The 26,120-nt window shown below is 69.2% G+C and carries 22 protein-coding genes; 13 read left to right on the top strand and 9 right to left on the bottom strand.

The features are described from left to right. Position 1 precedes the first annotated feature (1 nt). From ASE12_RS14520 to ASE12_RS14495, 6 genes are all read right to left on the bottom strand, one after another. Entirely contained in the window at positions 2–880 is an 879-nt protein-coding gene (locus ASE12_RS14520; RefSeq protein ID WP_056402051.1) for a bifunctional helix-turn-helix transcriptional regulator/GNAT family N-acetyltransferase, read from the bottom strand. A gap of 32 nt (positions 881–912) precedes the next feature. After that, positions 913–1,530, bottom strand: coding sequence for an RNA methyltransferase (locus tag ASE12_RS14515; protein WP_056402048.1), 618 nt, complete (start codon positions 1,528–1,530; stop codon positions 913–915). Continuing rightward, a complete protein-coding gene (gene pyrE, locus ASE12_RS14510; RefSeq protein ID WP_056402045.1) occupies positions 1,527–2,183 on the bottom strand; it encodes an orotate phosphoribosyltransferase in 657 nt (218 codons plus the stop codon). The genes ASE12_RS14515 and pyrE overlap by 4 nt, the downstream gene beginning before the upstream one ends. Positions 2,184–2,203: 20 nt before the next feature. Continuing rightward, positions 2,204–2,878: a class E sortase gene (locus ASE12_RS14505; RefSeq protein WP_056402042.1), complete on the bottom strand. Its 675-nt coding sequence runs from the start codon at positions 2,876–2,878 to the stop codon at positions 2,204–2,206. 63 nt (positions 2,879–2,941) lie between these two features. Beyond that, the gene (locus ASE12_RS14500) at positions 2,942–4,285 is read right to left on the bottom strand and encodes a 6-phospho-beta-glucosidase (RefSeq protein WP_056402040.1); all 1,344 of its coding nucleotides are present in this window, start codon (positions 4,283–4,285) and stop codon (positions 2,942–2,944) included. 8 nt (positions 4,286–4,293) lie between these two features. After that, positions 4,294–5,064, bottom strand: coding sequence for a DeoR/GlpR family DNA-binding transcription regulator (locus tag ASE12_RS14495; protein WP_056402036.1), 771 nt, complete (start codon positions 5,062–5,064; stop codon positions 4,294–4,296). A gap of 115 nt (positions 5,065–5,179) precedes the next feature. Here ASE12_RS14495 and ASE12_RS14490 point away from each other — a divergent pair, with 115 nt between their 5' ends. The 6 genes from ASE12_RS14490 (at position 5,180) to ASE12_RS14465 (ending at position 13,229) form a co-directional block, all read left to right on the top strand. Then, a complete protein-coding gene (locus ASE12_RS14490; protein ID WP_056402033.1) occupies positions 5,180–6,235 on the top strand; it encodes a PfkB family carbohydrate kinase in 1,056 nt (351 codons plus the stop codon). After that, the gene (locus ASE12_RS14485; protein WP_056402030.1) at positions 6,232–7,587 is read left to right on the top strand and encodes an ABC transporter substrate-binding protein; all 1,356 of its coding nucleotides are present in this window, start codon (positions 6,232–6,234) and stop codon (positions 7,585–7,587) included. The genes ASE12_RS14490 and ASE12_RS14485 overlap by 4 nt, the downstream gene beginning before the upstream one ends. Positions 7,588–7,609: 22 nt before the next feature. Beyond that, positions 7,610–8,500 (top strand): carbohydrate ABC transporter permease, encoded by an 891-nt coding sequence (locus ASE12_RS14480; RefSeq protein ID WP_056404868.1) that lies wholly within the window; start codon positions 7,610–7,612, stop codon positions 8,498–8,500. Then, positions 8,497–9,306 (top strand): carbohydrate ABC transporter permease, encoded by an 810-nt coding sequence (locus ASE12_RS14475; RefSeq protein ID WP_056402028.1) that lies wholly within the window; start codon positions 8,497–8,499, stop codon positions 9,304–9,306. The genes ASE12_RS14480 and ASE12_RS14475 overlap by 4 nt, the downstream gene beginning before the upstream one ends. Before the next feature lie 67 nt (positions 9,307–9,373). After that, the gene (locus tag ASE12_RS14470) at positions 9,374–12,103 is read left to right on the top strand and encodes a sugar-binding protein (protein ID WP_056402025.1); all 2,730 of its coding nucleotides are present in this window, start codon (positions 9,374–9,376) and stop codon (positions 12,101–12,103) included. Positions 12,104–12,167: 64 nt separating this feature from the next. Beyond that, a complete protein-coding gene (locus tag ASE12_RS14465; protein WP_056402021.1) occupies positions 12,168–13,229 on the top strand; it encodes an SIS domain-containing protein in 1,062 nt (353 codons plus the stop codon). Positions 13,230–13,496: 267 nt separating this feature from the next. Here the strand turns inward: ASE12_RS14465 and ASE12_RS14460 are convergent, their stop codons facing one another. Beyond that, entirely contained in the window at positions 13,497–14,660 is a 1,164-nt protein-coding gene (locus ASE12_RS14460) for an MFS transporter (RefSeq protein ID WP_162255503.1), read from the bottom strand. Between the two features lie 248 nt (positions 14,661–14,908). Here ASE12_RS14460 and ASE12_RS14455 point away from each other — a divergent pair, with 248 nt between their 5' ends. Together ASE12_RS14455 and ASE12_RS14450 are read left to right on the top strand one after the other, a co-directional pair. Beyond that, the gene (locus ASE12_RS14455; protein ID WP_056402016.1) at positions 14,909–15,499 is read left to right on the top strand and encodes a DUF4328 domain-containing protein; all 591 of its coding nucleotides are present in this window, start codon (positions 14,909–14,911) and stop codon (positions 15,497–15,499) included. A gap of 178 nt (positions 15,500–15,677) precedes the next feature. Beyond that, positions 15,678–16,271 carry a DUF4328 domain-containing protein gene (locus ASE12_RS14450; RefSeq protein ID WP_056402014.1) on the top strand — a complete coding sequence of 198 codons (594 nt, stop codon included), beginning with the start codon at positions 15,678–15,680 and terminating at the stop codon, positions 16,269–16,271. Between the two features lies 1 nt (position 16,272). Here ASE12_RS14450 and ASE12_RS14445 read toward each other — a convergent pair whose 3' ends face one another. Further along, complete coding sequence (locus tag ASE12_RS14445; RefSeq protein WP_056402011.1) at positions 16,273–17,526, bottom strand: DUF1501 domain-containing protein; 1,254 nt, start codon at positions 17,524–17,526, stop codon at positions 16,273–16,275. Then, positions 17,523–18,986: a DUF1800 domain-containing protein gene (locus ASE12_RS14440; RefSeq protein WP_082582298.1), complete on the bottom strand. Its 1,464-nt coding sequence runs from the start codon at positions 18,984–18,986 to the stop codon at positions 17,523–17,525. The genes ASE12_RS14445 and ASE12_RS14440 overlap by 4 nt, the downstream gene beginning before the upstream one ends. 198 nt (positions 18,987–19,184) lie before the next feature. Between ASE12_RS14440 and ASE12_RS14435 the strand changes: the two genes are divergently transcribed. From ASE12_RS14435 to mmsB, 5 genes are all read left to right on the top strand, one after another. Next, positions 19,185–20,213 carry a LacI family DNA-binding transcriptional regulator gene (locus ASE12_RS14435; RefSeq protein WP_200955032.1) on the top strand — a complete coding sequence of 343 codons (1,029 nt, stop codon included), beginning with the start codon at positions 19,185–19,187 and terminating at the stop codon, positions 20,211–20,213. 144 nt (positions 20,214–20,357) lie between these two features. Beyond that, positions 20,358–22,037 carry a ribulokinase gene (gene araB, locus ASE12_RS14430; protein ID WP_056402003.1) on the top strand — a complete coding sequence of 560 codons (1,680 nt, stop codon included), beginning with the start codon at positions 20,358–20,360 and terminating at the stop codon, positions 22,035–22,037. Between the two features lie 101 nt (positions 22,038–22,138). Then, a complete protein-coding gene (gene chvE / locus ASE12_RS14425; RefSeq protein WP_304439350.1) occupies positions 22,139–23,215 on the top strand; it encodes a multiple monosaccharide ABC transporter substrate-binding protein in 1,077 nt (358 codons plus the stop codon). 76 nt (positions 23,216–23,291) lie between these two features. Next, positions 23,292–24,833 carry a multiple monosaccharide ABC transporter ATP-binding protein gene (gene mmsA, locus ASE12_RS14420; protein ID WP_056401999.1) on the top strand — a complete coding sequence of 514 codons (1,542 nt, stop codon included), beginning with the start codon at positions 23,292–23,294 and terminating at the stop codon, positions 24,831–24,833. Next, the gene (mmsB, locus tag ASE12_RS14415) at positions 24,830–26,113 is read left to right on the top strand and encodes a multiple monosaccharide ABC transporter permease (protein WP_056401996.1); all 1,284 of its coding nucleotides are present in this window, start codon (positions 24,830–24,832) and stop codon (positions 26,111–26,113) included. The genes mmsA and mmsB overlap by 4 nt, the downstream gene beginning before the upstream one ends. The last annotated feature ends 7 nt before the right edge of the window (positions 26,114–26,120 follow it).

Below are 26,120 nucleotides of genomic sequence, written 5' to 3'. Positions count from 1 at the left end.
CCTAGAAGGTCTTCTCGAACCAGTGGTCGGGATAGGGGTTGTCGTTGTAGCGCGGGATCTCGACGTAGCCCGCAGCGCGATACATCGCCAACGCCTCGCTCAGAGAGCTGTTGGTGTCGAGCCGGACGACCCGGTGCCCGAGCGCGACGGACTCCTCCTCGAGCCGGCGGAGGAGCCGGCCCGCGAGCCCGGGGCCCCGCCACTCGCGGTGCACCCACATCCGCTTGATCTCGCCGACGTCGGCGGACAGCGACTGCAGTCCGCCGCAGCCGACCACGACGCCACCACTGACCGCGACGAGGAACCGCCCGGTCGCACCACCCAGCGTGTGCTCGTCGGCGGCGCCGGCCGCCACGTCGAACCCGCCCTCGAACGTCTCGTCCAGCTCGCGGAAGTACGCCGCGACAGCCGTCCGGGCATAGTCGGAGCCCGGATCGACGAGGTCGAGGGAGACCGTCGCCGCGCGGATCAGGCGGTCGGCCTGGTCGAGGCTCTCCGCCAGGCGTACGCGCTGCCGGTCGGACAACGCGTCGACCAGGCCGTGGGCGAGGGAGTCGGACCTGTCGTCGAGATCCTGCTGCGCAGCGACTCCTCGAGGGGTCAGCGTCGCGATGCGGCGTCGGGCGTCGGCAGGATCGGGCGTGACTGCGATGAGCCCTTCGGACTCGAGCTGGCGCAGCAGGCGGCTCAGGTAGCCGGAGTCGAGGTCCATGCGCTCCCGCAGCTCACGCACGCTGGTGCCACCACCCCGCAGCTCGAACAGCAGTCGGGACGGCCCGAGCGGGCGACCCGAGCCGAGGAAGGACTCGTCGAGCACACCCACACGCTGCGACCATGAACGGTTGAACCGGCGGAGCGTCGCCACGGGATCGTCGACCATTCTCTGACCTTAGTCAGACAATGGCGTACGCGTCAATCAAGGTCGGCGTGCTGGCGGATCCAGGCGTGCATCGCGATGGCCGCGGCAGCACCGGCGTTGATCGACCGGGTCGAGCCGAACTGGGCGATCGAGAGCGTGCGCTCGCAGACCGCCCTGGCCTCGTCGGAGAGCCCCGGACCCTCCTGCCCGAACACCAGCACGCACTCACGCGGCAGCTCCGCGGTCTCGATCGGCACCGAGTCGTGGACGTTGTCGATGCCGATGACGGCGAGGCCGGCTTCCGCCGCCCACGCAACGAGGTCGTCGACCGACGCGTGATGGCGTACGTGCTGGTAGCGGTCGGTCACCATCGCACCGCGCCGGTTCCACCGCTTCTTGCCGACGATGTGGACCTCGGCCGCGGCGAACGCGTTGGCCGTGCGCACGATCGAGCCGATGTTGAAGTCGTGCTGCCAGTTCTCGATCGCCACGTGGAACGGGTGCCTGATCAGGTCGAGGTCGGCGACGATCGCGTCGAGCGTCCAGTAGCGGTAGCGGTCGACGACGTTGCGGCGGTCACCCTCGCGCAGCAGCTCTGCGTCGTAGTGGTCACCGGCGGGCCACTCCCCCTCCCACGGGCCGACCCCGACGTCGGCCTCAGGCTCGGTCATGCCGGTGAGGCCGCGATCCCGAACTCGTCGCGATACGCGCGGATCGCCGGCAGGTGCTCCGCGTGCCGGCCTGACTCCTCGACGTACTGGATGATCTGGCCGAAGTCGATGATCGAGACGACCGGGACGCCGAAGTCCCGCTCGACCTCCTGGATCGCCGAGAGCTCGCCGCCGCCCCGCTCCTGACGATCGACCGCGACCATGACGCCGGCGACCTGCGCGCCTTCACCGTCGACGATGTCCATGACCTCGCGGATCGCGGTGCCCGCCGTGATGACGTCGTCGATGATCAGCACCCGGCCCTGCAGGGGTGAGCCCACGATCAGGCCACCCTCGCCGTGGTCCTTGGGCTCCTTGCGGTTGAAGCACCACGGGACGTCACGGCCGAGCTGCTCCGAGAGCTGCACCGCCGTGGCCGACGCGATCGGGATGCCCTTGTAGGCCGGGCCGAGGAGCACGTCGAACTCGACGCCGCTGCGGTCGATCGCCGCGGCGTAGAACCGGCCCAGCGCCGCCAGCCGGGCGCCGGTGTTGAAGAGCCCGGCGTTGAAGAAGTAGGGCGACGTACGCCCCGACTTCAGCGTGAACTCACCGAACCCGAGCACCTCGTGGTCGAGGGAGAACTCGATGAACTCGCGCTGGTAGTCATGCATGCGGCAAGCCTAGGGCGCGATCAGTTGGTCGCGGTCGTGCCCTGCTTCTTGTCGTACGTCTTGACGAGCTCGCCGATCACGACGCTGCGGTTGTTGGTGTGGAACAGCTCGGAGCACGTGAGCAGGGTGATGAGCCGCTCGGTCGGCTTCTGGCCGCGGGCGTCAGGGTCCGGCACCGGCCACAGCGGCCACGACGTCGTGAACGGCACCGTGATCGAGGTGCCGGAGTTGCGCAGCTTGTAGGTGAAGATGTCGCGGCGCGTCTCGACGACGACGAGATCGCCCTTCTTGAGCTTGGGGAACTTGCTGAACGGCTCGCCGTGCGTGACGCGGTGGCCGGCGATGGCGAAGTTGCCGATCTGCCCGGGCTTGGCGCTCTTGGTGTCCCAGCCGACACCGCGCGCGAGGGCGCCCTTGTCGAAGCCCTTGACGATCGGCACCTCGTAGTCCTTGCCGAAGCGCTTGACCCGCAGCATCGCGATCGCGTCGCCCTCGACGCCCTTGTCCCACTGGCGCCGGGTCTCTTCCTTGATCTGCTTCTGCTTGTGCTTGGAGACGATGTTGGTGCCGATGTACTGCCACGCGAAGTAGCCCATCACCGACAGGCCACCCAGCAGCAGGATCACGCCGATCGCCGTCGCAATGCGGCGTCTGGGCCGGCTCGGCGGGCGCTCCGGCGCGATCGTGGCAGTCATGCACCAGATTGTGTCATCCCGCCGGTATGCCCGGCGTACGAAGGCGCAAAACTCAGGAAACCGTCAGCCGAACACCCGCGAGAGATCCGGTACGTCCTGCAGCTGGCGGTCGAAGATCCGCCGCGCGGTGTTGACCGAGTCGACGAGAGGGTGCAGCGCCAGGGCCCGCACCGCCAGCTCGCGCGACGCGGTTGTCGCCGCCTCGATCGCGGTGCGCTCGACGTCCTTGACCGTCGCCACCAGGGCCGCCGCATGCGGCGCCAGCGGATCGAGCGGCAGTGCGCGTGGGCCGTTGGCATCGACGACACAGGGCACCTCGATCACGGCGTCGGCCGGCAGGCCCGGCAGCGTGCTGCCGTTGCGCACGTTGAGGACGAGCGTCGCCTCCTGGTTGCGGGCGATCGCGTGCATCAGCTCGAGGGCCACGCGGTCGTAGCCGCCGCCGTCGAGGTCGTCCTCGTCGCGCTCGCCGGCACCGGTCACGTCGCGGCTGTCGGCCATGTAGGACTCCTCGCGATCGCGCCGGGTCCGGTCCCAGGCGGCGTACGCGTCACCGGCTCCCTCGCCTCCCGCGTAGAACCCGCCCTGCTGGCGCAGCAGGAACTCACCGCGCGTCTCCTTCGCCGCCTCGATCCCGGCGATGGCGTCCTTGGTGTAGTACCAGTACCAGAGGTACTCGTTGGGCACGGCGCCGATCGTCCGCAGCCACGTCGGGCCGAACAGCCGGCCCTCCTCGATCGTGAGTAGCTTGTCGGGATCGGCCAGCAGGCCGGGCAGCACGTCGACGCCGTCGACCAGCACGCGGCGCAGCCAGCCGAGGTGGTTGAGACCGGCATAGTCGAAGACCGCACTGGACCGGTCGAGGTCGAGCGCACGCGCCACCCGCTTGAACATCCCGACGGGCGAGTCGCAGATCCCGACGACCCGGTCGCCGAGGATCGCGGACATGGCCTCGGTGACCATGCCGGCCGGGTTGGTGAAGTTGATGACGTACGCGTCGGGGGCGTGCTCCTTGACCGTGCGGGCGATCTGCACCGCGACCGGGACGGTTCGCAGTCCGTAGCAGACGCCGCCGGCACCGGTGGTCTCCTGGCCGAGGACCCCCTCGTCGAGCGCGGCCCGTTCGTCACACACCCGACCCTCGAGGCCGCCGACCCGGATCGCCGAGAACACGAAGTCGGTGCCGCGCACGGCCTCCGCCAGGTCGGTCTCGAGCCGGATCGCGGGACCTGCGACGCCGGCTTCGGCCTCGAGCCGGGCCAGCACCTCGCCGACGCGCCGCAGTCGCGCGGGGTCCACGTCGTACAGCACGAGCTCGTTGACCCGGGAGTCCGAGTCGTCACTCAGGAGCGCGCGATAGACGAGCGGCACGCGGAATCCGCCACCACCCAGCACGGTCAGTTGCATGCTTCCCCCTAGTTGTTCGGTCCGGCTTCCGCCGTCTGCACGTCGCACCCGGCCTCGCGGAATGCGGCGAGCGTGGTCGTGTCGGCCCCCGTCGTCGTCACGAGGGCGTTGATCGCCTCGGGCCCGCAGACCCTGGCGACGCCGCTGCCGGGGAACTTGTCGCTGTCGGCGACGAGCGTGACGTGGTCGGCGGCGGCGATCATGCCCTGCTTGACCGGCACCTCGACGACGGTCGTGTCGAGCACCGACCCGTCGGCGCGTATGCCACTCGTGCCCAGGAAGAGCTTGTCGACGTGGATCTGCTTGAGCGCCTGCTCGGTGATGAAGCCGACCAGGCTGCGGTAGTTGCGACGCAGGACGCCGCCGAGGACGATCAGCTCGGTCGCGGTGTCGTGCTCGAACACCTCGAGCACCGCGAGGCTCGACGTGACGACCGTGATCGACCGGCCCCGCAGCTCGACCGCGAGCTGGTGCGTCGTCGTGCCGATGTCGAGCAGGACGACGTCGCCGTCTTCGACCAGGGCCGCAGCGCTCCGGGCGACCGCCGTCTTCTCGTCGAGATGGCTGGTGGACACCTGTGCGAACGGGGGCTCCGGGCTGGTCGCGAGCGCCGCCCCGCCATGCACGCGCGTGAGCGCTCCTTGCGACTCGAGATGTGCCAGGTCGCGCCGCACGGTCGCCTCGCTGACCCGCAGCAGGCCGGAGAGCACGGCCACCTCCGTGGGCCCGGCGGTGCGCAGTCGCTCCAGGATGCGCTCATGGCGGACGCTCGACAGCATGGAATGCACAATAGCAGTCAACTTCGCGCAAATCTTGCCAAAAGCGCGCACCTGAGTGAGACTACGAGTCACGGTGGGGTGCCGCACCCCACCGCGTAGAGAAGGGAACGGGCCGGTGGACACCGCGGAACCCCGGGATGTTTTCGTCGCAGGAAGGGTCTTCCTCGACATCATCTTCACCGGCATGCTCGCGGCACCGTCCGGCGGGCACGAGGTCTGGACCGACGGCATGGGCTCGAGCCCCGGCGGTGTGGCCAACCTCGCCGTCGCGTGCTCCCGGCTCGGCCTCTCCACGACGCTGTCGGCTGCCTTCGGCGGCGACGCGTACGGCGAGTACTGCTGGAAGGAGCTGTCCGAGTCCGAGAACATCGACCTCAGCCACTCCCGCCGGTTCCCCGACTGGCACTCCCCCGTCACGGTGTCCCTGGCGTTCGACGACGACCGCGCGATGGTGACCCACGAGCACCCGCCGCCGATCCCGGCCGAGGAGCTCCTCGGCGAGGTGCCCTGCACCCGCGCCGCGTTCGCCGACATGGGCGTCGAGCGCGCCTCCTGGGTCGACACGATGGTGGCCAACGGCACGAAGATCTTCGCCGACGCGGGCTGGGACGCCACCGAGCGGTGGGACACCGCGGAGCTGCGCGAACGCCTCGACGGTTGCCACGCGTTCGTGCCCAACGCCGCCGAGGCCATGGCCTACACGCGGACGACGAGCCCCGGCGCAGCGGTCGAGGAGCTGCGCGAGTGGGTGCCGCTGGCCGTCGTGACCGCCGGCAGTGGTGGCGCGTTCGCCGCTGACGCCGCGACCGGCGAGACCGCCTGGGTGCCCGGCGTGCCCGTCGAGGCCCTCGATCCCACCGGCGCGGGCGACGTGTTCCTCGCCGGTCTCATGGCCGGCGAGCTCGCCGGCTGGTCGCTCCTCCATCGACTCCGCTTCGCGAACCTCTGCGCCGCCTTGTCCGTACGCGGATTCGGCGGCGCCCTTGCCTCCCCCGGCTGGATCGACATCGCCCAGTGGTGGGCCGCGGCCAGGTCCGAGAAGCGGTTCGCCCGCGACTACGAGTTCCTCGACGACGTGCTCCCCACCAAGGATCAACGACCGGTGAGCCGGGCCGTCGCGACGATCGGCTTCGCCACGCCAGTTCTCACACCCCCGAAGGAGAAATCATGACGAGCAGACGCACCAGGTGGGCCGGCGCCGCAACGGTGGCCGCCCTTCTGTTCGCGAGCGCGTGCGCGCCCGGGTCCGACAACAAGAAGGACTCGGACGAGCCGGCCAACGTCAAGACCGACGTCGCCAAGATGGGCAAGCTGACGCTGACCGTCTGGGACCAGGAGGTCCGTGGCGGCCAGGCCGAGCAGATCGCCGCCCTCAACAAGCAGTTCATGGACAAGTACCCCAACGTCACGATCAAGCGGGTCTCGCGCTCGTTCGACGACCTGCGCAAGACCCTGCGCCTCGCGATCACCGACGACAAGGCGCCCGACGTCGTGCAGGCCAACAACGGCCGCTCCGACATGGGCCAGTTCGTCAAGGCCGGGCTGCTGCGCTCGCTCGAGCCCTACAACAAGGCGTACAAGTGGTCCGACCGCTACCCCGAGTCGGTGCGCGCGCTCGCGTCGTACACCGAGGACGGCAAGACGTTCGGCGCCGGCAACCTCTACGGCCTGCCACAGGCCGGCGAGCTCGTCGGGCTCTGGTACAACAAGGCCAAGCTGTCGAAGCTCGGCATCGAGGTGCCCACGACGCTGACCGACTTCGAGGCCGCACTGGCCAAGGCCAAGCAGGCCGGTGAGACGCCGATCCAGTTCGGCAACCTCGACGCCTGGCCGGGCATCCACACGTTCGGGTTCGTGCAGAACCAGTTCGTCCCCCGCGACGACATCCGCAACCTCGGCTTCGGCCGCAAGGGCGCCTCGTGGACGTCGGCGGAGAACGAGAAGGCCGCCACGACGTTCGCCGACTGGGTCAAGAAGGGCTACTTCACCAAGGACTTCAACGGTCTCGGCTATGACCCCGCGTGGCAGGACTTCGCGAAGGGCAAGGGCGTGTTCCTGCCCGCCGGCACCTGGTTGCTGGCCGACCTCAAGAAGGCGCTCGGCGACGATCTCGGCTTCGCCCTGCCGCCGGTCGGCGACAGCGGCAAGCAGGCCGTCACAGGCGGCACGGGTCTCCCGTTCGCCATCACCGAGGCCAGCAAGCACGCCGACGCCGCCGGGGCGTACATCAACTTCATCACGAGCCCCGAGGCGATGAAGCTCATCGCCAAGGCCGGCAACCTGCCGGTCACCGACGTCGACTCCGCCGGCACGACCGGAGCCCAGAAGGAGGTCTTCGACGCGTGGACCAAGGCGACGGGCGACGATGCGCTCGTGCCCTACCTGGACTACGCGACGCCCGACTTCTACGACCTGTTGACCGCGCAGGTCCAGAAGCTCGGATCCGGCTCGGAGAAGCCGAAGAGCTTCCTGGACAACCTCGAGAAGGAGTACACGACCTTCACGGCGAGCAACGGTGGCTGACACCGTCCCCCAGCCTCCCCGGGTGAGCCGTCGGCAGGCGGGCCCACCCGGGGAGCCCCGGCGCATCGCGTACGTCTACATCGCGCCGGCTCTCCTGGTCTTCGGACTGTTCTTCCTCACGCCTCTGGTGCACGCCGTCTGGCTCTCGCTCTACGAGTGGGACGGCCTCAGCGTCGGCAGGTGGGTCGGGCTCGACAACTACCGGCTCGTCCTGACCGACGACGCCCTGCGCGAGCCGTTCCTCCACGCCCTGACGCTGATCGTCTTCTTCAGCATCATCCCGTGCGCGCTCGGCCTGGCCCTGGCCAGCATGATCACCCGCAGCGCGGTGCGCGGCGTCAACTTCTTCCGCACGGTCCTGTTCCTCCCCCAGGTCGTCGCGCTCGTCGTCGTCGCGGTCGCGTGGCGGCAGATCTTCGCCCCGGACGGCCCGCTCAACGACTTCCTCCGCACCGTCGGCCTCGGCGACGTCGCGCGCGGCTGGCTCGGCGACGAGCGCTACGCCCTGATCTGCATCGGCGTCGTCGGCATCTGGGTCTGCACCGGCCTGTGCGTCGTGCTGTTCCTGGCCGGCCTGTCCAAGGTCCCCCGCGAGCTCTACGAGGCGGCGCGCCTCGACGGCGCCGGGCCGATCCGCGAGTTCATCACGATCAGCGTCCCGGCCGTGCGCGGTGAGCTCGCCGTCGCCCTGACCCTGACCCTCGTGGCAGCGATGCGGACGTTCGACCTCGTCTACGTCATGACCAGCGGCGGCCCCGGCACCTCCAGCCGGGTGCCCGCGTACGAGGTGTGGGACCGCGCGATCAACAAGGGCCAGGTCGGGGTCGGCGTGACGATCGCACTGGTCCTGACGGCGTTCATCCTGCTCTGCACGGTCCTGATCAACCGGCTCTCGGAGAGTGCTGACTCATGACCTCACGCTTCGAACGCATCACGACGTACGCGCTGCTGATCGCCGCCTCGGCGTTCGCGCTCTACCCGATGGGGCTCATCCTGTTCAGCGCCCTGCAGCCCGACTCCGTCGGCGGCACCGGCGCGTTCCACTTCGACAACTTCCAGACCGCGTGGCGGGTCGGGCACTTCGGCCGCTACATGGCCAACAGCATCCTCGTCGCCGTGGTCGTCGTGGTGGTCAGCGCGATCCTGTCCTCGCTGGCGGGCTACGCGTTCGGCACGATGAAGTTCCGCGGCTCGAGCGCGCTGTTCTACCTGCTGCTGCTCGGCCTCATGGTGCCGAGCGAGGCGATCGTGATCCCGCTCTACTACGACCTGCGCGGCATGGGACTCACGGACACGTACGTCGCGCTGATCCTCCCGCAGATCGCCCAGTCACTGGCGTTCGGCGTGTTCTGGATGCGGCAGTACTTCCGCAGCGTCCCGTCCGAGATCGTCGAGGCGGCCCGGATGGACGGCGCCGGCCACGGCCGCGTGCTGTGGTCGATCCTGCTGCCGATGGGGCGTCCCGCGATCATCACGATGGTGCTGCTGGTCCTCATGTGGACGTGGAACGAGTTCCTCCTGCCGCTCGTCATGCTGCCGACCAACGAGGGCCTGCGCACCGCGCCGCTCGGCCTCTCGTTCTTCAAGGGGCAGTACACCGAAGGGACGTCGCTGCTCGCCGCCGGCGCCGTGCTGGTCGCGCTGCCGATCGTCGTGTTCTACATCTTCGCCCAGCGGCACTTCATCCGCGGGATGCTCGAAGGCTCGGTGAAGGGCTAGCCCGAGCCGCCACAGACCCCTGGGTCAACGGGACCCAGACCGCCTGCCACGACAGAAGGGATGAGTTATGCAGAGACATCGGCACGTACGCCCATCGCGTCGCACCACCCTCGTGGGGGCCGCGGTGCTCGCCCTGGCCGCACCGGTCGCGTCCGCCTCGGGGGCGGACGCCGGCACGACCCACACGACCGGTACGCACCGCAGCGCGGCCGACCTCGACGTCCTCTTCGTCGGCGCACATCCCGACGACGAGGCGGGACGGCTGTCGATGTTCGGGGAGTGGCGCGAGCGGTATGGCACGCGTACCGGCGTCGTCACCGTGACCCGCGGCGAGGGCGGCGGCAACGCGGTCGGACCCGAGGAGGGACCTGCGCTGGGCCTGCTGCGTGAGCACGAGGAACGAGAGGCAGTCGGCAAGGCGAACGTCACGGACGTCTACAACCTCGACAAGGTCGACTCCTACTACTCCGTCAGCGAGCCGCTCTATCGCAAGATCTGGGGACACGAGGACACCCTCGGCCGGCTGGTCCGGGTCGTCCGCGAGACCAAGCCCGAGATCATCGCCACGATGAACACCGCCCCGAGCCCCGGCAACCACGGGGCGCACCAGGAGGCCGCGCTGCTGGCGGTCGAGGCGTACAACCTCGCGGGTGACCCTTCGGCGTATCCCGACCAGATCCGCAAGGAGGGCCTGAAGCCGTGGACGGCGAGCAAGCTGCTGACGGCCACCGCCCGCGGCTCAGGGGCGGCGAGCGGCGAGACGTGCACGACGACGTTCAAGCCGACCGATCCGACCGATGACATCTACGGCGTGTGGAGCGGGCGCACGTCGACGCAGTACGGCAAGACCTGGGCCCAGGTCGAGCGCGAGGCCCAGCGGGTATACAAGAGCCAGGGCTGGGCCGGGTTCCCGGACGTGTCGGCCGATCCCACGAAGCTCGGCTGCGACTACATGACGCAGGTCGACTCCAGGGTGCCGTTCACCCGCGGCGACCTCACCTCCCCCGCGTCCTCCTCCGCGACGATGTTGCAGGGCGCCCTGCTGCCGACGCCACATGGCCTGCCGCTCGGGACGAAGCTCGACGTGTCGGCCTCGACGTTCGCCGTCGTGCCCGGCGGATCGAGCACGATCACGGTCAAGGTGACGGCCCCCAGGACGAAGCGCCTGTCCGGCGCGACCCTCTCGGTCGGCCTGCCTGCTGGCTGGTCGGGCGCCGACACGGTCGCCCTCGGCGACCTGAAGCCGGGCGCCACGCGTACGAGGACGTTCGAGGTCACCGCACCTGCTGACGCGGCGACCAACAAGCGAGTCCTCGTCGACGTCAAGGTCCGGTCAGCGGGACGTACCGGCTATGGCAACCAGCAGCTCGAGGTGGCTCCGGCCGTGTCGGGCACGCAGCAGCTGCTGCCGCAGGTCGCGAGCTTCTCCGGCTGGGCGGCCGACAACGGCGTGCCGCAGCTACGGGGCACCGTCAAGCCGGTCCTGACCCTGCCGAGCGGCGGGTCGCGCGAGGTCCGCGTCGACCTGGTCAACAACAGCGGCTCGACCCAGAGCGGCTCGGTCGCCCTGAAGCTGCCCGCCGGGTTCAGCGCCGACGCGGCCACCAAGTCGTACGACGGCCTCGCTGCAGGTGCGAGGTCGAGCGTCACGTTCACCGTGACGAACGACGACGACGCCTTGCCGACCTCGAACGAGGGTGGCTCCGGCGGCGACTACGACTACACGATCGAGACGACGTCCGATGCCGGCACCGCGAGCTCGGCGGCCGCGCTCGAGCTCGTGCCGACCACCACGATCGAGGAGGCGACGCCCAAGGTCGACGGCGTGATCGACAGCGGCGAGTACGGATCGTCGTCGATCAACCTGAGCCGGGTGTGGGAGGGATCGGCGTGCACCGATGCCACCGACTGCTCCGCCGTCGGGCACCTCGCCCGCCACGGTGACGACCTCTTCGTCGCCGCCGAGGTCACGGACGAGCAGATGGGGACGTTGCTGGCCTCGAGCGACTGCAAGCGGCACTGGCGCACGGACTCCGTCGAGATCGCGATCGATCCCAAGGGCACCTCGGAGAACACCTCGACGACGTTCAAGATGTTCGTCCTGCCTGACACGTCGGACGGCGGTGCGTGCGCCGGCCGTGACGCCGACAACAACCAGGGAGCGATCGCGGAGACCGCGCCCTCGGTGACGTTCGCGGCCAAGGTCACCGGCGACGGCTACGTCGTCGAGACCAAGATCCCGGCCGCCGAGCTGCCCGACACGATCGATCCCGAGCACCTCGGTGTCGACGTGTTCGTCTACGACTCCGACACCCAGGACAAGACCGGTCAGACCCGCATCGGCTGGTCGACCTGGGGCGGCGTGCAGGGCGATCCCTACCGCTGGGGCGTCGTCACGGCACCGGGCTGGACCCCGCCGTCGGTCGCGACGAAGGCGCCGACGATCCCCGACGAGGCGCTGTCCAGCGTCGACTCGCCGTTGTCGATCGCGCAGGCCGTCCGCACGGGTGTCGCCCTCGCGGGTGGGCCGGCGGCAGATCCGCGCCGGTCGGCGGTCCTCCGCAGTGCCACGCGTTCGGGATCGACCGTCACGGCAGGCGTCGACGTCAAGGGCACCGGCACCGCGTCGTTGTTCGCCGTCGATGCTGACGGCAACAGCGTCGGCAAGGTCAAGGTCGACCTGACACGCGGCCACCGGAGCGTACGCATCCCGGTGAGCGGTGCCGCGGTGCGCGTCGTCATGGCGTACGCGCCGACGTCCGGCGGCACCACCAGCTCGGCGGCATCCATCCGCTGATCCCCGCCCGTTGCGGGCCCGGCGACCCCGGGCCCGCAGCGGGTCTTCACCCCAGGAGCTCCTCGTGAACGACGACGCCGCAGCCGGGGCGCACATGACCGGCGAGATCCTTGAGCAGCCCGACCGGTGGCGCGAGCTCCTGCGCACGGGACACCACGCCCTGACGGCCGCCGCGGAGCTGATCCGCGACACCGACCCGTCGCTCGTGGTGCTCGCCGCTCGCGGGTCCAGCGACCACGCCGCGATGTACGCCCAGTACCTCGTCCACAACGTCCTGCGCGTCCCAGCGCTGCTGGCGACACCGAGCACCGTCACGGCGTACGGCAGCGAGCTGCGCTACCCGCGCGCCGTCATGCTCGCGGTCTCCCAGTCCGGCGAGTCGCCAGACCTGCTGGAGACCGTGCGCGCCGCCAAGCACGCAGACGTCCCGGTCATCGCGTTCACCAACAGCACCTCGAGCAGCCTCGCCGCCATGGGCGACGTGCACGTGGGCCTCTCGGCCGGACCCGAGCTGTCGGTGGCCGCCACCAAGACGTACACCGCCGAGCTCCTGGCCCTGCATCTCGTGGTCCGGCTCGCGAGTGGCACGGAGTGGTCCGCCCTCGAACGACAGGTCAAGGCTGCGGCCGAGATCGCGGCGGCGGCCGTCACCACCCCGATGTCAGACCTCGCCGCGGCCCTGGCGGACGCCGACCGGATGCTGGTCGTGGGCCGTGGCTACTCGATGGCCACCGCCAAGGAAGGCGCCCTCAAGCTCATGGAGACCAACGCGATCGCGGCCTCCGGCTGGAGCGCTGCGGACGCCACCCATGGACCCCTCGGCCAGGTCGTGCCGGGCACCCCTGTGATCGTCCTCACAGGCAGCCCGTACGGCCGGGAGTCGGTGGTCGCCTTCGCCGACGCGGCTGGGCGTCTCGGTGCTCGCGTCATCGCGGTCGGCGAGCCCGTCGACGGTGCCGCCGCGCACGTCCCGGTCCCGGGATTGCAGGGCCACGAGCTCGATCCGGCCCTGCTTCCGCTGATCGAGGTGTTCCCCCTCCAACAGCTCGCCCTGGCGCTCGCCCTGCGCCGCGGCCGCGATCCGGACCGCCCGTCGGGTCTGGCCAAGGTCACCAAGACCCGCTGACCGGGAAGAAATCGTTGATTATTCGACCAAAACCTCCACACGGTTGTCTTGCTGGCGTAACATTATGACTGCAGGGTCAATACGCATTCATGCCGTTGGCGCCTGTTGTCGCCCCACCGTTTCACCCCCCGAGAACGGTGGGGCGACTTATGTCCCGAGACCGGAGCGAGCTCTGCGAGCGAGCGTCGAGGGAGGTTGAGCGATCGCGGCGAAGCCGCCCGTTGACGAAACCTCGTGAGCCGACCGGCCCGAGCGACCGACCCACCCTCACACCGCGTCGATGACCGTGGCATCCGCCGTACGGAACGACCGCGCGAACAGCAGCACCAACGGGATCAGCACGAGCGGGATCACGAACGCCCAGCGCAGGTGGTCCGCCGAGGCTGCGGCGCCGATGAGCCCACCGCCGAGGATCGCGCCGAGGTAGTTCGCGATGTTCATCCGTGCGATCGCCACGTCGAGAGACTTCGCCGGCACCGCTCCGGCCAGCGCGGCGAACGACAACGGCGCCAGGATCGCCAGCCCGAGGCCGGTCACGAAGAACCCGCCGATCGCCATCGCCGGCGCTGCAGCCGTCACGACGACCGCGAGGCCCACGACGCCGACCGTCGTACCGGTCACGACGACCTTGGTCGCACCGACCCGGCGTACGAGGAAGTCGCCGCCGAACCGCGAGATCAACGCCCCCGCCTCGTACGCCCCGTACGCCAGCGGCGCCACGCTCTTGGTCGAGTCGAGGGCGTCCTCGAGGTAGACGCTGCTCCACGTCAGGATGCCGGTGTCGGCGGCGTAGAACAGCAGGATGACGAGGCCGAAGACCAGGATCGGTCGCCACGGCAGGTCGAGACCCTTGGCGGACAACCCGGGATCGTGCTCCTGTGCCTCGACGAAGTGCGGCGCCGCGACCGCGACGGTGATCCACGTGACCACGGCGATGATGACGAGCGAGATCGCCAGCGGCAGGTCGATCCCGGCGGCACCCGCGGCGAACAGTGCGCCCGCGATGCCGGCGATCGACCACATGCCGTGGAAGTTCGCCATGATGCTGCGGCCATATGCCTGCTGCACGCGAACGCCCTGCATGTTCATGCCTGCGTCGACCGCACCGACACCGAGGCCGTAGACGACGAACGCGGCCACGACCAGCGGCAGCGTCGGGGCGACGCCGACAAGCAGCGCGCCGAGACCGATCGTCAGCAGCGCGAGCCGGAACGCCACGGCACTCGTCCGGTGCTCCGCCACGAGACCGGCGAGGACGCTGCCGACGCCGGACACCACGGCCACGAGCACGAGGATCCCGGTGAGCCCGCTGTCGCCGATGTCGAACTTGTCCTTGATCCGCGGCGCCTGGGTGACGATCGCCGCGAACACCAGGCCTTGCAACGCGAACCCCGCGGCGACGGCGATGCGCGTACGACTGAGGCTCGTCACGTCGTCATCGTAGGGCCGCGAGGGGTCGTGGATCGCAGATCGCGAATCCGCCACGGGGAGCGTCGTCGCAGTGCTACGTTGCGCCGACCGCACGACCATCTGGGGGAACCATGTCCTACCCGCCGTACCCTGGCGATCCACAAGCGGCTGAGGGGTTCCCGCGCTACGGCCCCGCCACGCAGGGCAGCTACCCGCCCCCTCCGCCCGGGTACTACTACCCTCCGCAACCGGTACCGGCCCACGGCCTGATGGCGGCCACGATCGCCATCGCAGCGCTCTTCACGGCCATCCAGGTCATCGAGGCCGGGCTCGCCTGGCCGGCACAGCAGTCGTACCTGGACGCCGCGGACAACGGGACCCCGGCGTTCGACGTCTGGACCCCGTACGACCTGGCCGCGCTCCCCCAGATCCCGTTGCTCATCGCGGCCTACGTCGTCACGTGCCTGTGGCTCTACAAGGTCCGCACCAACCATGAGGCGATGTTCCCCGGAGTCCACCAGGCGCGCAGCAAGGGCTGGGTCTGGGGCGGCTGGGTGTGCCCGGTCGTGAGCCTGTGGTTCCCGTTCCAGATCGTCCGGGACGTCTCTCACGACCCCCGCGAACCCAGGAACAGCACCGTGATCGGCTGGTGGTGGGCGCTGTGGCTGGTCACCACGGCCTCCGACCAGATCGGTGCGGCACTCGTCAGCGGCACGGACATCGACAAGGGCGCCGTCTCGGCTCTGGGGACCGTCGAGACCGTCGATGCGCTGATTCTTGTCAGCGCCTTCGTGCTCTGGATCACGACCGTGCGACGCATCAACCGACTGCAGGACCGACTCATGGGCGTCGCGAGCTGACTCAGTGCATGAAGCCCAGCGGGGCGTGGCGCAGATCGCGAATCCGCCACGGGGAGCGTCGTCGCAGTGCTACGTTGCGCCGACCGCACGACCATCTGGGGGAACCATGTCCTACCAGCCCTCTCAGGGCCCGGACCGACGCCTCCTCAGCCCTCGCGCCGAACCGGCACGGGGACTCATGTCCGCGGCGATCATCGTGGCCGCTGTGTTCGCGGCTCGCGAAGTCGTCGAGGCGGGACTGTCGTGGCCCGCGCAGGACCACATGGCCGTGGTGGCCAACACCGACGCCACAAACGTCTTCGTGACCCTGTACGACCTCGTGAACCTGTTGTGGCTGCCGACGCTGATCGGCGCCTACGTCGTCACGTGCCGATGGCTGTACCGCGTGCGCGTCAACGCCGAGATTCTCAACCCGGACGTGCACTATGGACGCCGACGTTGGTGGGTGTGGGCCGGATGGGTCGTCCCGTTCGTGAACCTCGGCATGCCGTACGAGATCGTTCGCGACGCCTCGAAGGACCCGCACAACAAGCCCACAGCGCCTCGGATCAACGCGTGGTGGACCTGCCTGCTGCTTGCGTTCTTCATCGACTGCCTCGGCGTCTCCGCCATCTCGATCCAGGCAGACGCGGCCGTGGACGAGGCGTACGCGGACCTGGGACTCGTCCAGACTGCCAACGCTGTCCTCTATGTCGTCGCCCTCGTGCTGTGGATCCGGATCATCCGCCGCATCGACCGGTTGCAGAACGAGCTCATGGTCGCTGCTCGCTGACTCAGTGCATGAAGCCCAGCGGGGCGTACGAGATCCCCGGGAACACCTTGCTGGTGTCGAGGGCCGGGAACCTGGCTCGCAGGATCTCCGTCAGGACACTGCGGTAGTCGGTCGTCACCGCGAGGTCGCCGTCGACCTGGGTGCCGGCCGAGAGCCCGGGCCAGCGCGAGTAGAAGCCGCCGTTCACGCCAGCACCGAGCGCGAACACGGCGTTGCCGTAGCCGTGGTCGACGCCGTGCGACCCGTTCTCCTTGAGCCGCCGGCCGAACTCGCTCAGGGTGACGACCGTGACCCGGCCCGCGTCCAGTCCGAGGTCGAGGAAGAACGCCGCGAGGCAGAGTGCCAGGTCCTTGACCGTGTCGTTGACCCGGTAGCCGAGGTCGACGTGGTGGTCCCAGCCGCCCGCGTCGACGGCGACCGCCTTGACCCCGACGTTCGCGCGGATCAGGCCCGCCGTCGACTTGAGGGCCGCGCCGAGCTCGGAGTACTTCGGGTAGATGACCCCGGCGAGTGGGCCGTCGTTGACCGAGCCCGAGATCGCGGCGGCGCGCCCTGCGAGCGTGATCGCGCCGAGGCCGGCCTCGCCGATCAGCCCGCCCCTGGCGGCGTACTGGGCACGCAGGCTGTCGGAGACCCGCTGGCTCATCACGGGGTCCTTCGAGAACGGCATCGCCAGGTCCGAGAACGCCTGGGTCGCGATCGTCGGCGCCGGCCCGACGAGCGAGGTCGGGGTGATCGTGTCGCCGATCTGCATCGCGTCGAACACGTCGGGCGACTCGGCGAGGCCCGACACCATCCGGTTGATCCAGCCGATGCGCGCCGAGCTGCCGGGGTCGGCGTCCTCGAGGGTCTCCATCGCGTCGAAGTGGCTCCGGTTGGGCGCCGGCAGGCCGACGGCGTGGATACCGGCAACCTGCCCGAGCAGCCACATCGGGCCCAGCGCCGTGAACGACGGGTGCAGCCCGAACGTGGAGTCGGCGTAGAGCAGCTTGTTCTTGGCGATCGCCGTCGTCGGCCGCGAGGAGTAGTAGGCCTCCTCGGCGTGCGGCACCATCATCGAGAGTCCGTCGGCACCACCCCGCAGGGAGATCACCACGAGCACGTTGGCGTTGGACGCGCCGAAGACCGTCGAGGTCAGCACGTCCCCAAACATCGAGGTCGCCACGCCCGCCATCGACGCCAGTCCAGCGGCCTTGAGCAGCGAACGACGGCTGACGTCGTAGTCGCCGCACCCGCAGTCGTCGACGGGGTTCATCGCAGCATCCCTTCAGGCGTGTTGAGGACCGCGCCGCGGATGACGACCCAGCCCCACTCGGTGACCTTGGCCGCCGACGTGACGACGTACGTCTCGGGCAGGTTGAGCGCCGAGGCCACGGCCGCGCGCAGCGGGAGGGACGCCGTACGCCCGAGCAGCATGCGCGACTGATGGTCGACGAGCTGCCCGAGCGTGCACGGCCACTGCGTCGGCAGCTGGTCGAGCTTCGCCGGGATCGCGACCTCGCGCGAGCCCCACCAGTTGCCGGCGAGGTTGTAGTGCATGTCCCACGAGCGCAGCACGCGTGCGGGCGACGTCCACGTCGACGACGTCTCCGGGAACCCGTCGGGCCGCGGCCACGTGTACGGGTTCTGGCCCATGTTGTTGCACATCCAGATGACCTTCTGCGCGAACGACTCGGCGTCCGACGAGCCGGTCGGAGCCATGCCGAGCACGCGCGCGGCGTTGACGACGTCCTCGACCGGCGTGCGCACCTTCTTGCGCTGGGCGGCGACGAACTCGGGATGCTTGACGAGCGTCCAGAGCGTCGCGCGGATGTCGGTGTCCGACTTCAGGTACGTGTTGGCGACCGCGCTCACGAGGCTGCTCGACGGGGTGTCGGACACGAACCGCACGCAGAGCCGGCGGGCGATCCGCCTGGCCGTCGCCGGGTGGCGGGCCAGGTAGTCGAGGTACGCGTTGACCGCCGGCCGGCCGTCCGACGAGGAGTTGGCGTGCGTGAACCCAAGGATGCGGACCCGGCCCCGGTAGTGGTTCGCCGTCGAGTACGACGCCGCGAAGTCGTCGAACACCCGCACGGAGAACCCCGTCAGCAGCCGGGCCGAGTTCTTGACGTCGTCCTCGTCGTACCCCGACGGCCGGCCGACGGTGTAGAGCTCGAGCAGCTCACGCCCCAGGTTCTCGTTGATCCCCGACTTGGTGTTGGAGCTGTTGTTGAGCCAGCCCGACATCGCCGGGTGCACGATCGTCCCGCGCAGCAGGTTCCGGTACGTGCTGAGCGCCCGCGACCGGATCACGGTGTCGTACGAGTAGCGCCACGGGAACGAGCGGTCCTCGCCCATCGGGATGTAGAGCAGGTTGGACCAGAAGTCGACCATGACCTCGTGCACCTGGCGCCGGCTCAGGATCTTGCGGGCCATCGAGTAGCAGGCGAAGTCGAAGCCGTAGTCCCACGAGGAGCGCTCGTCGGCCTTGACCCGCGCCCAGGCTGCTGACGGCGAGTCCGTGAGCCGGGGGAACCAGGAGATCACCGCGCCCGACCTGGTGTCGGTGATCTTGCCCCAGTCGAACTGGCTGCGCAGCCACGCGTCGGAGGAGCCCGCCGACCGAATGCTGGCCGCCAGGGACTCGTTGACCCCGAAGCTGAACCGGTTGCCGATGTGCTGCCACTTCGACGGCAGCACGACAGGCGTCACGGCCGCAGACGCGCGTGTGCTCACGGTGCTCCCTCCGTGCGGTCATCGAGGGACCGTGGCGACCACCCTCCGACGGGACTCCCAACCCGCCGGTCGGTCCGCCGGCTCTCCCAAACCGGTGGACGGGTCGCCACGACCTGACCTGCCCCCACAGTAGGCGCGAAACACGCGGTTGTGGGCGACTTGGAAAATTCGTCGCCGGTCACCGGCTAGTGTCTGCGCATGACCCCGACGTCCCCAGGCGGCCCACGGGTCCCGCGCATGGCGGACGTCGCACAGCGGGCCGGCGTCTCCCACCAGACCGTCTCCAGGGTCATCAACGGGATGCCGGGCGTACGTCCCGAGACCCGCGACCGGGTGCTCAAGGCCGCCGAGGAACTGCGCTACCGGCGCAACCTGGCCGCCCGTCTGTTGGCCTCCAGCCGTTCGCGAACCGTCGGCGTGGTGACGTGGGGCACCGAGCAGTTCGGCCCGGCCAACGTCCTGCTGGCGCTCGAAGCGGCAGCCCGCGAGTCCGAGTACCGGCTCGCCACGGTCAACGTCGAGTCGATGTCGCGCGAGGCGTTCCGCGCCGCGGTCACCGACCTGCAGGAGCGCATCGTCGAGGCGATGGTCGTCATCGTCCCCCACGAGACGATCCTCCGGGAGGCGCACTCCCTCGACCTCGACATCCCGACCGTGGTGGTCGAGGGCGACATGTCCCGTACGCCGCTGACCGCCGGGTTCGACAACTTCGAGGGCGGCCGGCTCGCGACCCGCCACCTGCTCGACCTCGGGCACGAGACCGTGATCCACCTGTCCGGACCCAACGGCTGGGCCGAGGCGCACGCCCGGCGCGACGGCTGGCGCGCCGAGCTCGAGAGCCGGAAGCGCCGCATCCCGCCACTGCGCTGGGGCGGTGACTGGAGTGCTGCGAGCGGCTACCGCACGGGGCTGTCCCTGGCCCGCGAGCGCGACGTCACGGCGGTCTTCGCCGGCAACGACCAGATGGCCTTGGGCCTGCTGCGCGCGATGCGGGAGGCCGGCCGCCGGGTGCCGGAGGACGTCAGCGTCATCGGCTTCGACGACCTGCCCGAGGCGGGCTACTTCCTGCCGCCGCTGACGACCATGCGGCAGGACTTCCCGGCCCTCGGGCAAAGGGTCATGGAGGTGCTGTCGCGTGTCCTCGACGGCGAGGAGCAGCCGACCGTCGACCTCGTGCCGACCACCCTCGTGGTCCGCGAGTCCACCGCTCCACCGCCGGCTCGATAGGGCTGCGACGCCACAGGGTGTCACCCCGCATCGGCTGAAATTCAGTGCCTCCGAGGGGTTGACGGGGGCTGTGATCCACAGCACACTACCCTGATGTGAGCGTTCACGTGAGCGCTCACATCTAGCCTTTGGAGGAGGGCCCTGTTGAGCCAGCACGCGCCCGTTTCCGGCAGCACAGGACCCGTCGTCATCGGTGTCGACTTCGGCACCCAGTCCGGCCGCGCCCTCATCGTGCGGGTCTCGGACGGCCAGGAGCTCGGCTCCGCGGTTCACCCGTACGCCCATGGCGTCCTCGATCGTGAGCTGCCCGACGGCACTCCGCTCGCCCCCGACTGGGCGCTCCAGGTGGCGTCGGACTACCTCGAGGTCCTCGAGGTGGCGGTGCCGCGTGCGTTGGAGCAGGCGGGCGTCGACCCCACCTCGGTCATCGGCATCGCCACCGACTTCACGGCCTGCACGATGGTGCCGACCACCGCTGACGGCACCCCGCTCTCCGAGGTCTCCGACCTCGCGGCCGAGCCTCACGCGTACGTCAAGCTGTGGCGTCACCACGCGGCGCAGGGTCAGGCCGACCGGCTCAACGAGCTGGCCCGCAAGCGCTCCGAGGTGTGGCTCGCGCGCTACGGCGGACTGATCTCGTCGGAGTGGGAATTTGCCAAGGGACTGCAGCTCCTCGAGGAGGCGCCCGAGGTCTACGCCCGCACGGCGCACTTCGTCGAGGCCGCCGACTGGATCGTGTGGCAGCTGTGCGGGACGCTGACCCGCAACGCCTGCAGCGCCGGCTACAAGGGCATCCTCCAGGACGGCACCTACCCGAGTCGCGACTTCCTCGCCGAGCTGCACCCCGGCTTCGCCGACTTCGTGACCGACAAGATCGATCGCCCGCTCGCCGCGCTCGGCGAACGCGTCGGATCACTGACCGAGGCGGCCGCGGCGCTGACCGGACTGCCTGCCGGCATCGCCGTCGCGGCTGGCAACGTCGACGCCCACGTCACCGCGCCGGCGGCCCAGTCGATCGGCCCCGGACAGATGGTCCTGATCATGGGCACCTCGACGTGCCACGTCATGAACAGCGACGTGCTCCGCGAGGTCCCGGGCATGTGCGGGGTCGTCGAGGGCGGCATCACCCCCGGCCTGTGGGGCTACGAGGCCGGACAGAGCGGCGTGGGCGACATCTTCGAGTGGTTCACGACGCAGCAGGTGCCCGCCGAGGTCACGCAGGCCGCTGACGACGCGGGGGTGACGGTCCACGAGCACCTCAGCAGGCTGGCCGCGCAGCAGGCGGTCGGCGAGCACGGCCTGCTGGCGCTCGACTGGCACAGCGGCAACCGCTCGGTGCTGGTCGACCACGACCTGTCCGGCCTCGTCGTCGGGCTCACGCTGGCCACCCGGCCCGAGGACGTCTACCGCGCACTGCTGGAGGCCACGGCGTTCGGCACGCGGCTGATCCTCGAGACGTTCGCCGAGGCCGGCGTGCCGGTGCACGAGATCGTCATCGCGGGCGGCCTGCAGAAGAACGCCTTGCTGATGCAGATCTACGCCGACGTGCTCAACCTGCCGCTGTCCACGATCGGCTCGGAGCAGGGGCCGGCGCTCGGCTCCGCGATCCACGCCGCCGTCGCCGCCGGTGCCTACCCCGACGTCCAGGCCGCATCCGACGCGATGGGCCGGGTCGACCGCAACCGCCACGTCCCCGACGCCGCGCGCGCCCAGGCGTACGACGCCCTCTATGACGACTACCGCGCGCTGCACGACCACTTCGGTCGCGGTGGCGACGACGTCATGCACCGCCTCAAGGCCCGCAAGCTCGAGGCGATCCGATGACCACCCCACAGACTCGCGCAGGGGCTTTGACGTCTGCGCAAGAAAAAGAAGGAAACGGACAGGGACAGCCCCTGCAGTCCGAGCAACGAAGGAGAAAATCAGTGCGAAAAGTACTCGCAACAGTCGCCGGCGTCGCAGTGGCGCTGAGCCTGACGGCGTGCGGCGGCTCCGGTGATGGCGGAGGCGGCGGCGACAAGGGCACCATCGGCGTCGCGATGCCGACCAAGTCGTCGGAGCGCTGGATCGCCGACGGCAACAACATCAAGAAGCAGCTCGAGGCGGCCGGCTACAAGGTCGACCTCCAGTACGCCGAGGACGACATCCCGACCCAGGTCTCGCAGGTCGAGAACATGGTCACCAAGGGCGAGAAGATGCTCGTCATCGCGGCCATCGACGGCACGGCGCTCGGCGACGTGCTGCAGAAGGCCGAGGACACCGACATCCCGATCATCGCGTACGACCGCCTGATCCGTGACTCGGACGCCGTCGACTACTACACGACGTTCGACAACGAGAAGGTCGGCGAGCTCCAGGCGCAGTCGCTGCTCACGGGCCTCGAGGCCAAGGGCAAGGCGCCCTACAACGTCGAGCTGTTCGCCGGCTCGCCGGACGACAACAACGCGACGTTCTTCTGGAACGGCGCGATGAAGGTCCTGCAGCCCAAGATCGACTCCGGCGACCTCAAGATCGTCTCGGGCCAGACCGGCTTCAAGCAGGCCGCGATCCTGCGTTGGGACCCCGCCACGGCGCAGCAGCGCATGGACAACATCCTGACGAAGAGCTACAGCAGCGAGACCGTCAACGGCGTCCTGTCGCCGTACGACGGACTGTCCCTGGGCATCATCGCGGCGCTCAAGGCCAACGGCTACGGCGCCGGCGACAAGCCCCTGCCCGTCGTCACCGGTCAGGACGCCGAGGTCCAGTCGGTCAAGTCGATCCTCCAGGGCGAGCAGTACTCGACGATCTTCAAGGACACGCGCGAGCTGGCCAAGGTCACGGTCGCGATGATCAAGGCGATCGGTGCTGACAAGAAGCCCGAGGTCAACGACACCAAGACGTACGACAACGGCAAGAAGGTTGTCCCGTCCTACCTGCTGGACCCGGTCCCCGTGACCAAGGACAGCGTTCAGAAGGTCCTGGTCGACTCCGGCTACTACACGGACGCCGACCTCAAGTGATACGTGTGGGGCGCCCCTTCTGCGTAGGGGCGCCCCACAGCTCACACCCCCACTGGACCGACAGGACATCCGCACCATGAAACCCATCCTGGAGATGCGCTCCATCACCAAGGAGTTCCCCGGCGTCATCGCGCTCGACGACGTCAACCTCACCGTCAAGACCGGCGACATCCACGCGATCTGCGGTGAGAACGGCGCCGGCAAGTCGACGCTCATGAAGGTGCTCAGCGGCGTCTACCCGCACGGCTCCTACGACGGCGACATCGTGTTCGACGGCGACGTCGTCGAGTTCAAGGACATCCGCCAGAGCGAGGCGGCCGGCATCGTCATCATCCACCAGGAGCTCGCGCTGATACCCGAGCTGTCGATCGCCGAGAACATCTTCCTGGGCAACGAGAAGGCGTCCGGCGGCATCATCAGCTGGGACCGCACCAACCGTCAGGCGATCGAGCTGCTGGCCCGGGTCGGGCTGGCGGAGAACCCCCTGACGCCCGTCAAGCACCTCGGCGTCGGCAAGCAGCAGCTCGTCGAGATCGCCAAGGCGCTGTCCAAGGACGTCCGGCTGCTGATCCTCGACGAGCCCACCGCAGCCCTCAACGACGACGACTCCCAGCACCTCCTCGGCCTGCTCAAGGGCCTGCAGGACAAGGGCATCACGTCGATCATGATCTCCCACAAGCTCAACGAGATCGAGCAGATCGCCGACGCGATCACGATCCTGCGCGACGGCAAGACCATCGAGACCCTCGTGGTCTCCGAGGACCGCGTCGACGAGGACCGCATCATCCGCGGCATGGTCGGTCGCGACCTCGAGCACCGCTTCCCGGAGCACGAGCCGGAGATCGGCGACGTGCTGCTCGAGGTCCGCAACTGGACCGTCATGCACCCGCTCGACGGGTCACGCGCGGTCATCAAGGACGCCAACCTCGAGGTGCATCGCGGCGAGATCGTCGGCATCGCCGGGCTGATGGGCGCCGGACGCACCGAGCTCGCGCGCAGCATCTTCGGCCGCTCGTACGGCAGCCACATCGAAGGGCAGCTGATCCTCGACGGCAAGGAGCTGCACCTCAAGTCGGTGCACGCCGCGATCGAGGCCGGCATCGCCTACCTCACCGAGGACCGCAAGGCGCTCGGCCTCAACCTGCTCGACGACATCAAGCGGTCCGTCACGGCGGCCGGGATCGACAAGCTGCGCAAGGGCCTCACGGTCGACCAGCGTGAAGAGGTCGTCGTGGCCGAGCGCTATCGAAGCAGCATGAACATCAAGACGCCGACCGTCAACGAGGGCGTCGCCAAGCTCTCGGGCGGCAACCAGCAGAAGGTCGTGCTGAGCAAGTGGATGTACACCGATCCCCAGGTGCTGATCCTCGACGAGCCGACCCGCGGCATCGACGTCGGCGCCAAGTATGAGATCTACGGCGTCATCCAGCGCCTCGCCAAGCAGGGCCGCGGCGTCATCGTCATCTCCTCGGAGCTGCCGGAGCTGCTCGGCCTCTGCGACCGCATCTACACCCTCGCCGAAGGCCGCATCACCGGCGAGCTCGACCGCGCGCAAGCCGACCAGGAGACCCTGATGCGCTACATGACCACGACACACGGACAAGAGGTAGGACGATGAGCACCGCAAGCACGATGAAGGGCCTGTTGCGAGGCAACGTCAGGCAGTACGGCATGGTCATCGCCCTCGTGGCGATCGTCCTGTTCTTCCAGATCAAGACCGACGGCGTGCTGCTGAAGCCGCTCAACGTCACCAACCTGCTGACCCAGAACGCCGCGATCCTCATCCTGGCGATCGGCATGGTCATGGTCATCATCGCCCGCCACATCGACCTGTCGGTCGGCTCGGTTGCCGCCTTCGTCGGCGCCGTCGCGGCGACCATGATGACCAAGTGGGACATCCCCTGGCTCATCGCCGTGATCCTGTGCCTCGGCATCGGGGCGGCGATCGGCGCCTGGCACGGGTTCTGGGTGGCGTACGTCGGCATCCCCGCGTTCATCGTGACGCTGTCGAGCATGCTGCTGTTCCGCGGCCTGACGCTCGTCGTGCTCGACGGCGCGACGATCGGCAACCTGCCCCAGGGCTTCGAGTCGATGGGCAACGGCTTCCTCCCCGAGGTCGGGCCCGACACCGGGCTGGCCAACCTGACCCTCGTGATCGCCGCCCTCCTGGCGGTGTTCCTGGTGTTCCTGGAGTTCCGCAAGCGCTCGTCGGCGATCCGCTACAACTTCGAGGTCCTCCCGCTCCCCGTGTTCTACGCCAAGCTGATCGTGATCGTCGCGGTCCTCTTCGGCTTCTCGTACGTCCTGGCGCAGTACCGCGGCCTGCCGGTCGTCGGCCTGATCCTGTTCGTCCTGATCGGCATCTACAGCTTCATCATGGAGCGCACGATCATCGGCCGGCACGTCTACGCGATCGGTGGCAACGTCGACGCCGCGACGATGTCGGGCGTTCGTACGCGCCGCATCGACTTCCTCGTCATGACCAACATGGGGCTGCTCGCCGCACTCGCCGGCATGGTCACGGCCGCGCGCCTCACGGCTGCCAACCCCAAGGCCGGCACCAACTTCGAGCTCGACGCGATCGCTGCTGCGTTCATCGGCGGCGCGGCGGTCACCGGCGGTGTCGGCACGGTCGTCGGCGCCATCATCGGTGGCTTCGTCATGGGTGTCCTCAACAACGGCATGTCGCTCATGGGCACCTCGATCGACTGGCAGCAGGCCGTCAAGGGCCTCGTGCTGCTGGCCGCCGTCGCGTTCGACGTCTGGAACAAGAAGCGCACGTCGGTCGGCGGTGGTGCGGGGTCCGAGGACGCGTCAACGACCGCACCGCCACCCGACGACCTCGTCGACGAGATCAAGCAGGCCGAGGTGCCGGGCACCGAAGAGGTCCGTACCTAGCCGCCTA

The organism is Aeromicrobium sp. Root236, from assembly GCF_001428805.1.
Taxonomy (GTDB): Bacteria; Actinomycetota; Actinomycetes; order Propionibacteriales; family Nocardioidaceae; genus Aeromicrobium.
Note: the sequence above shows the minus strand (reverse complement) of the source record. Positions and strands in the feature narration are given on the sequence as shown.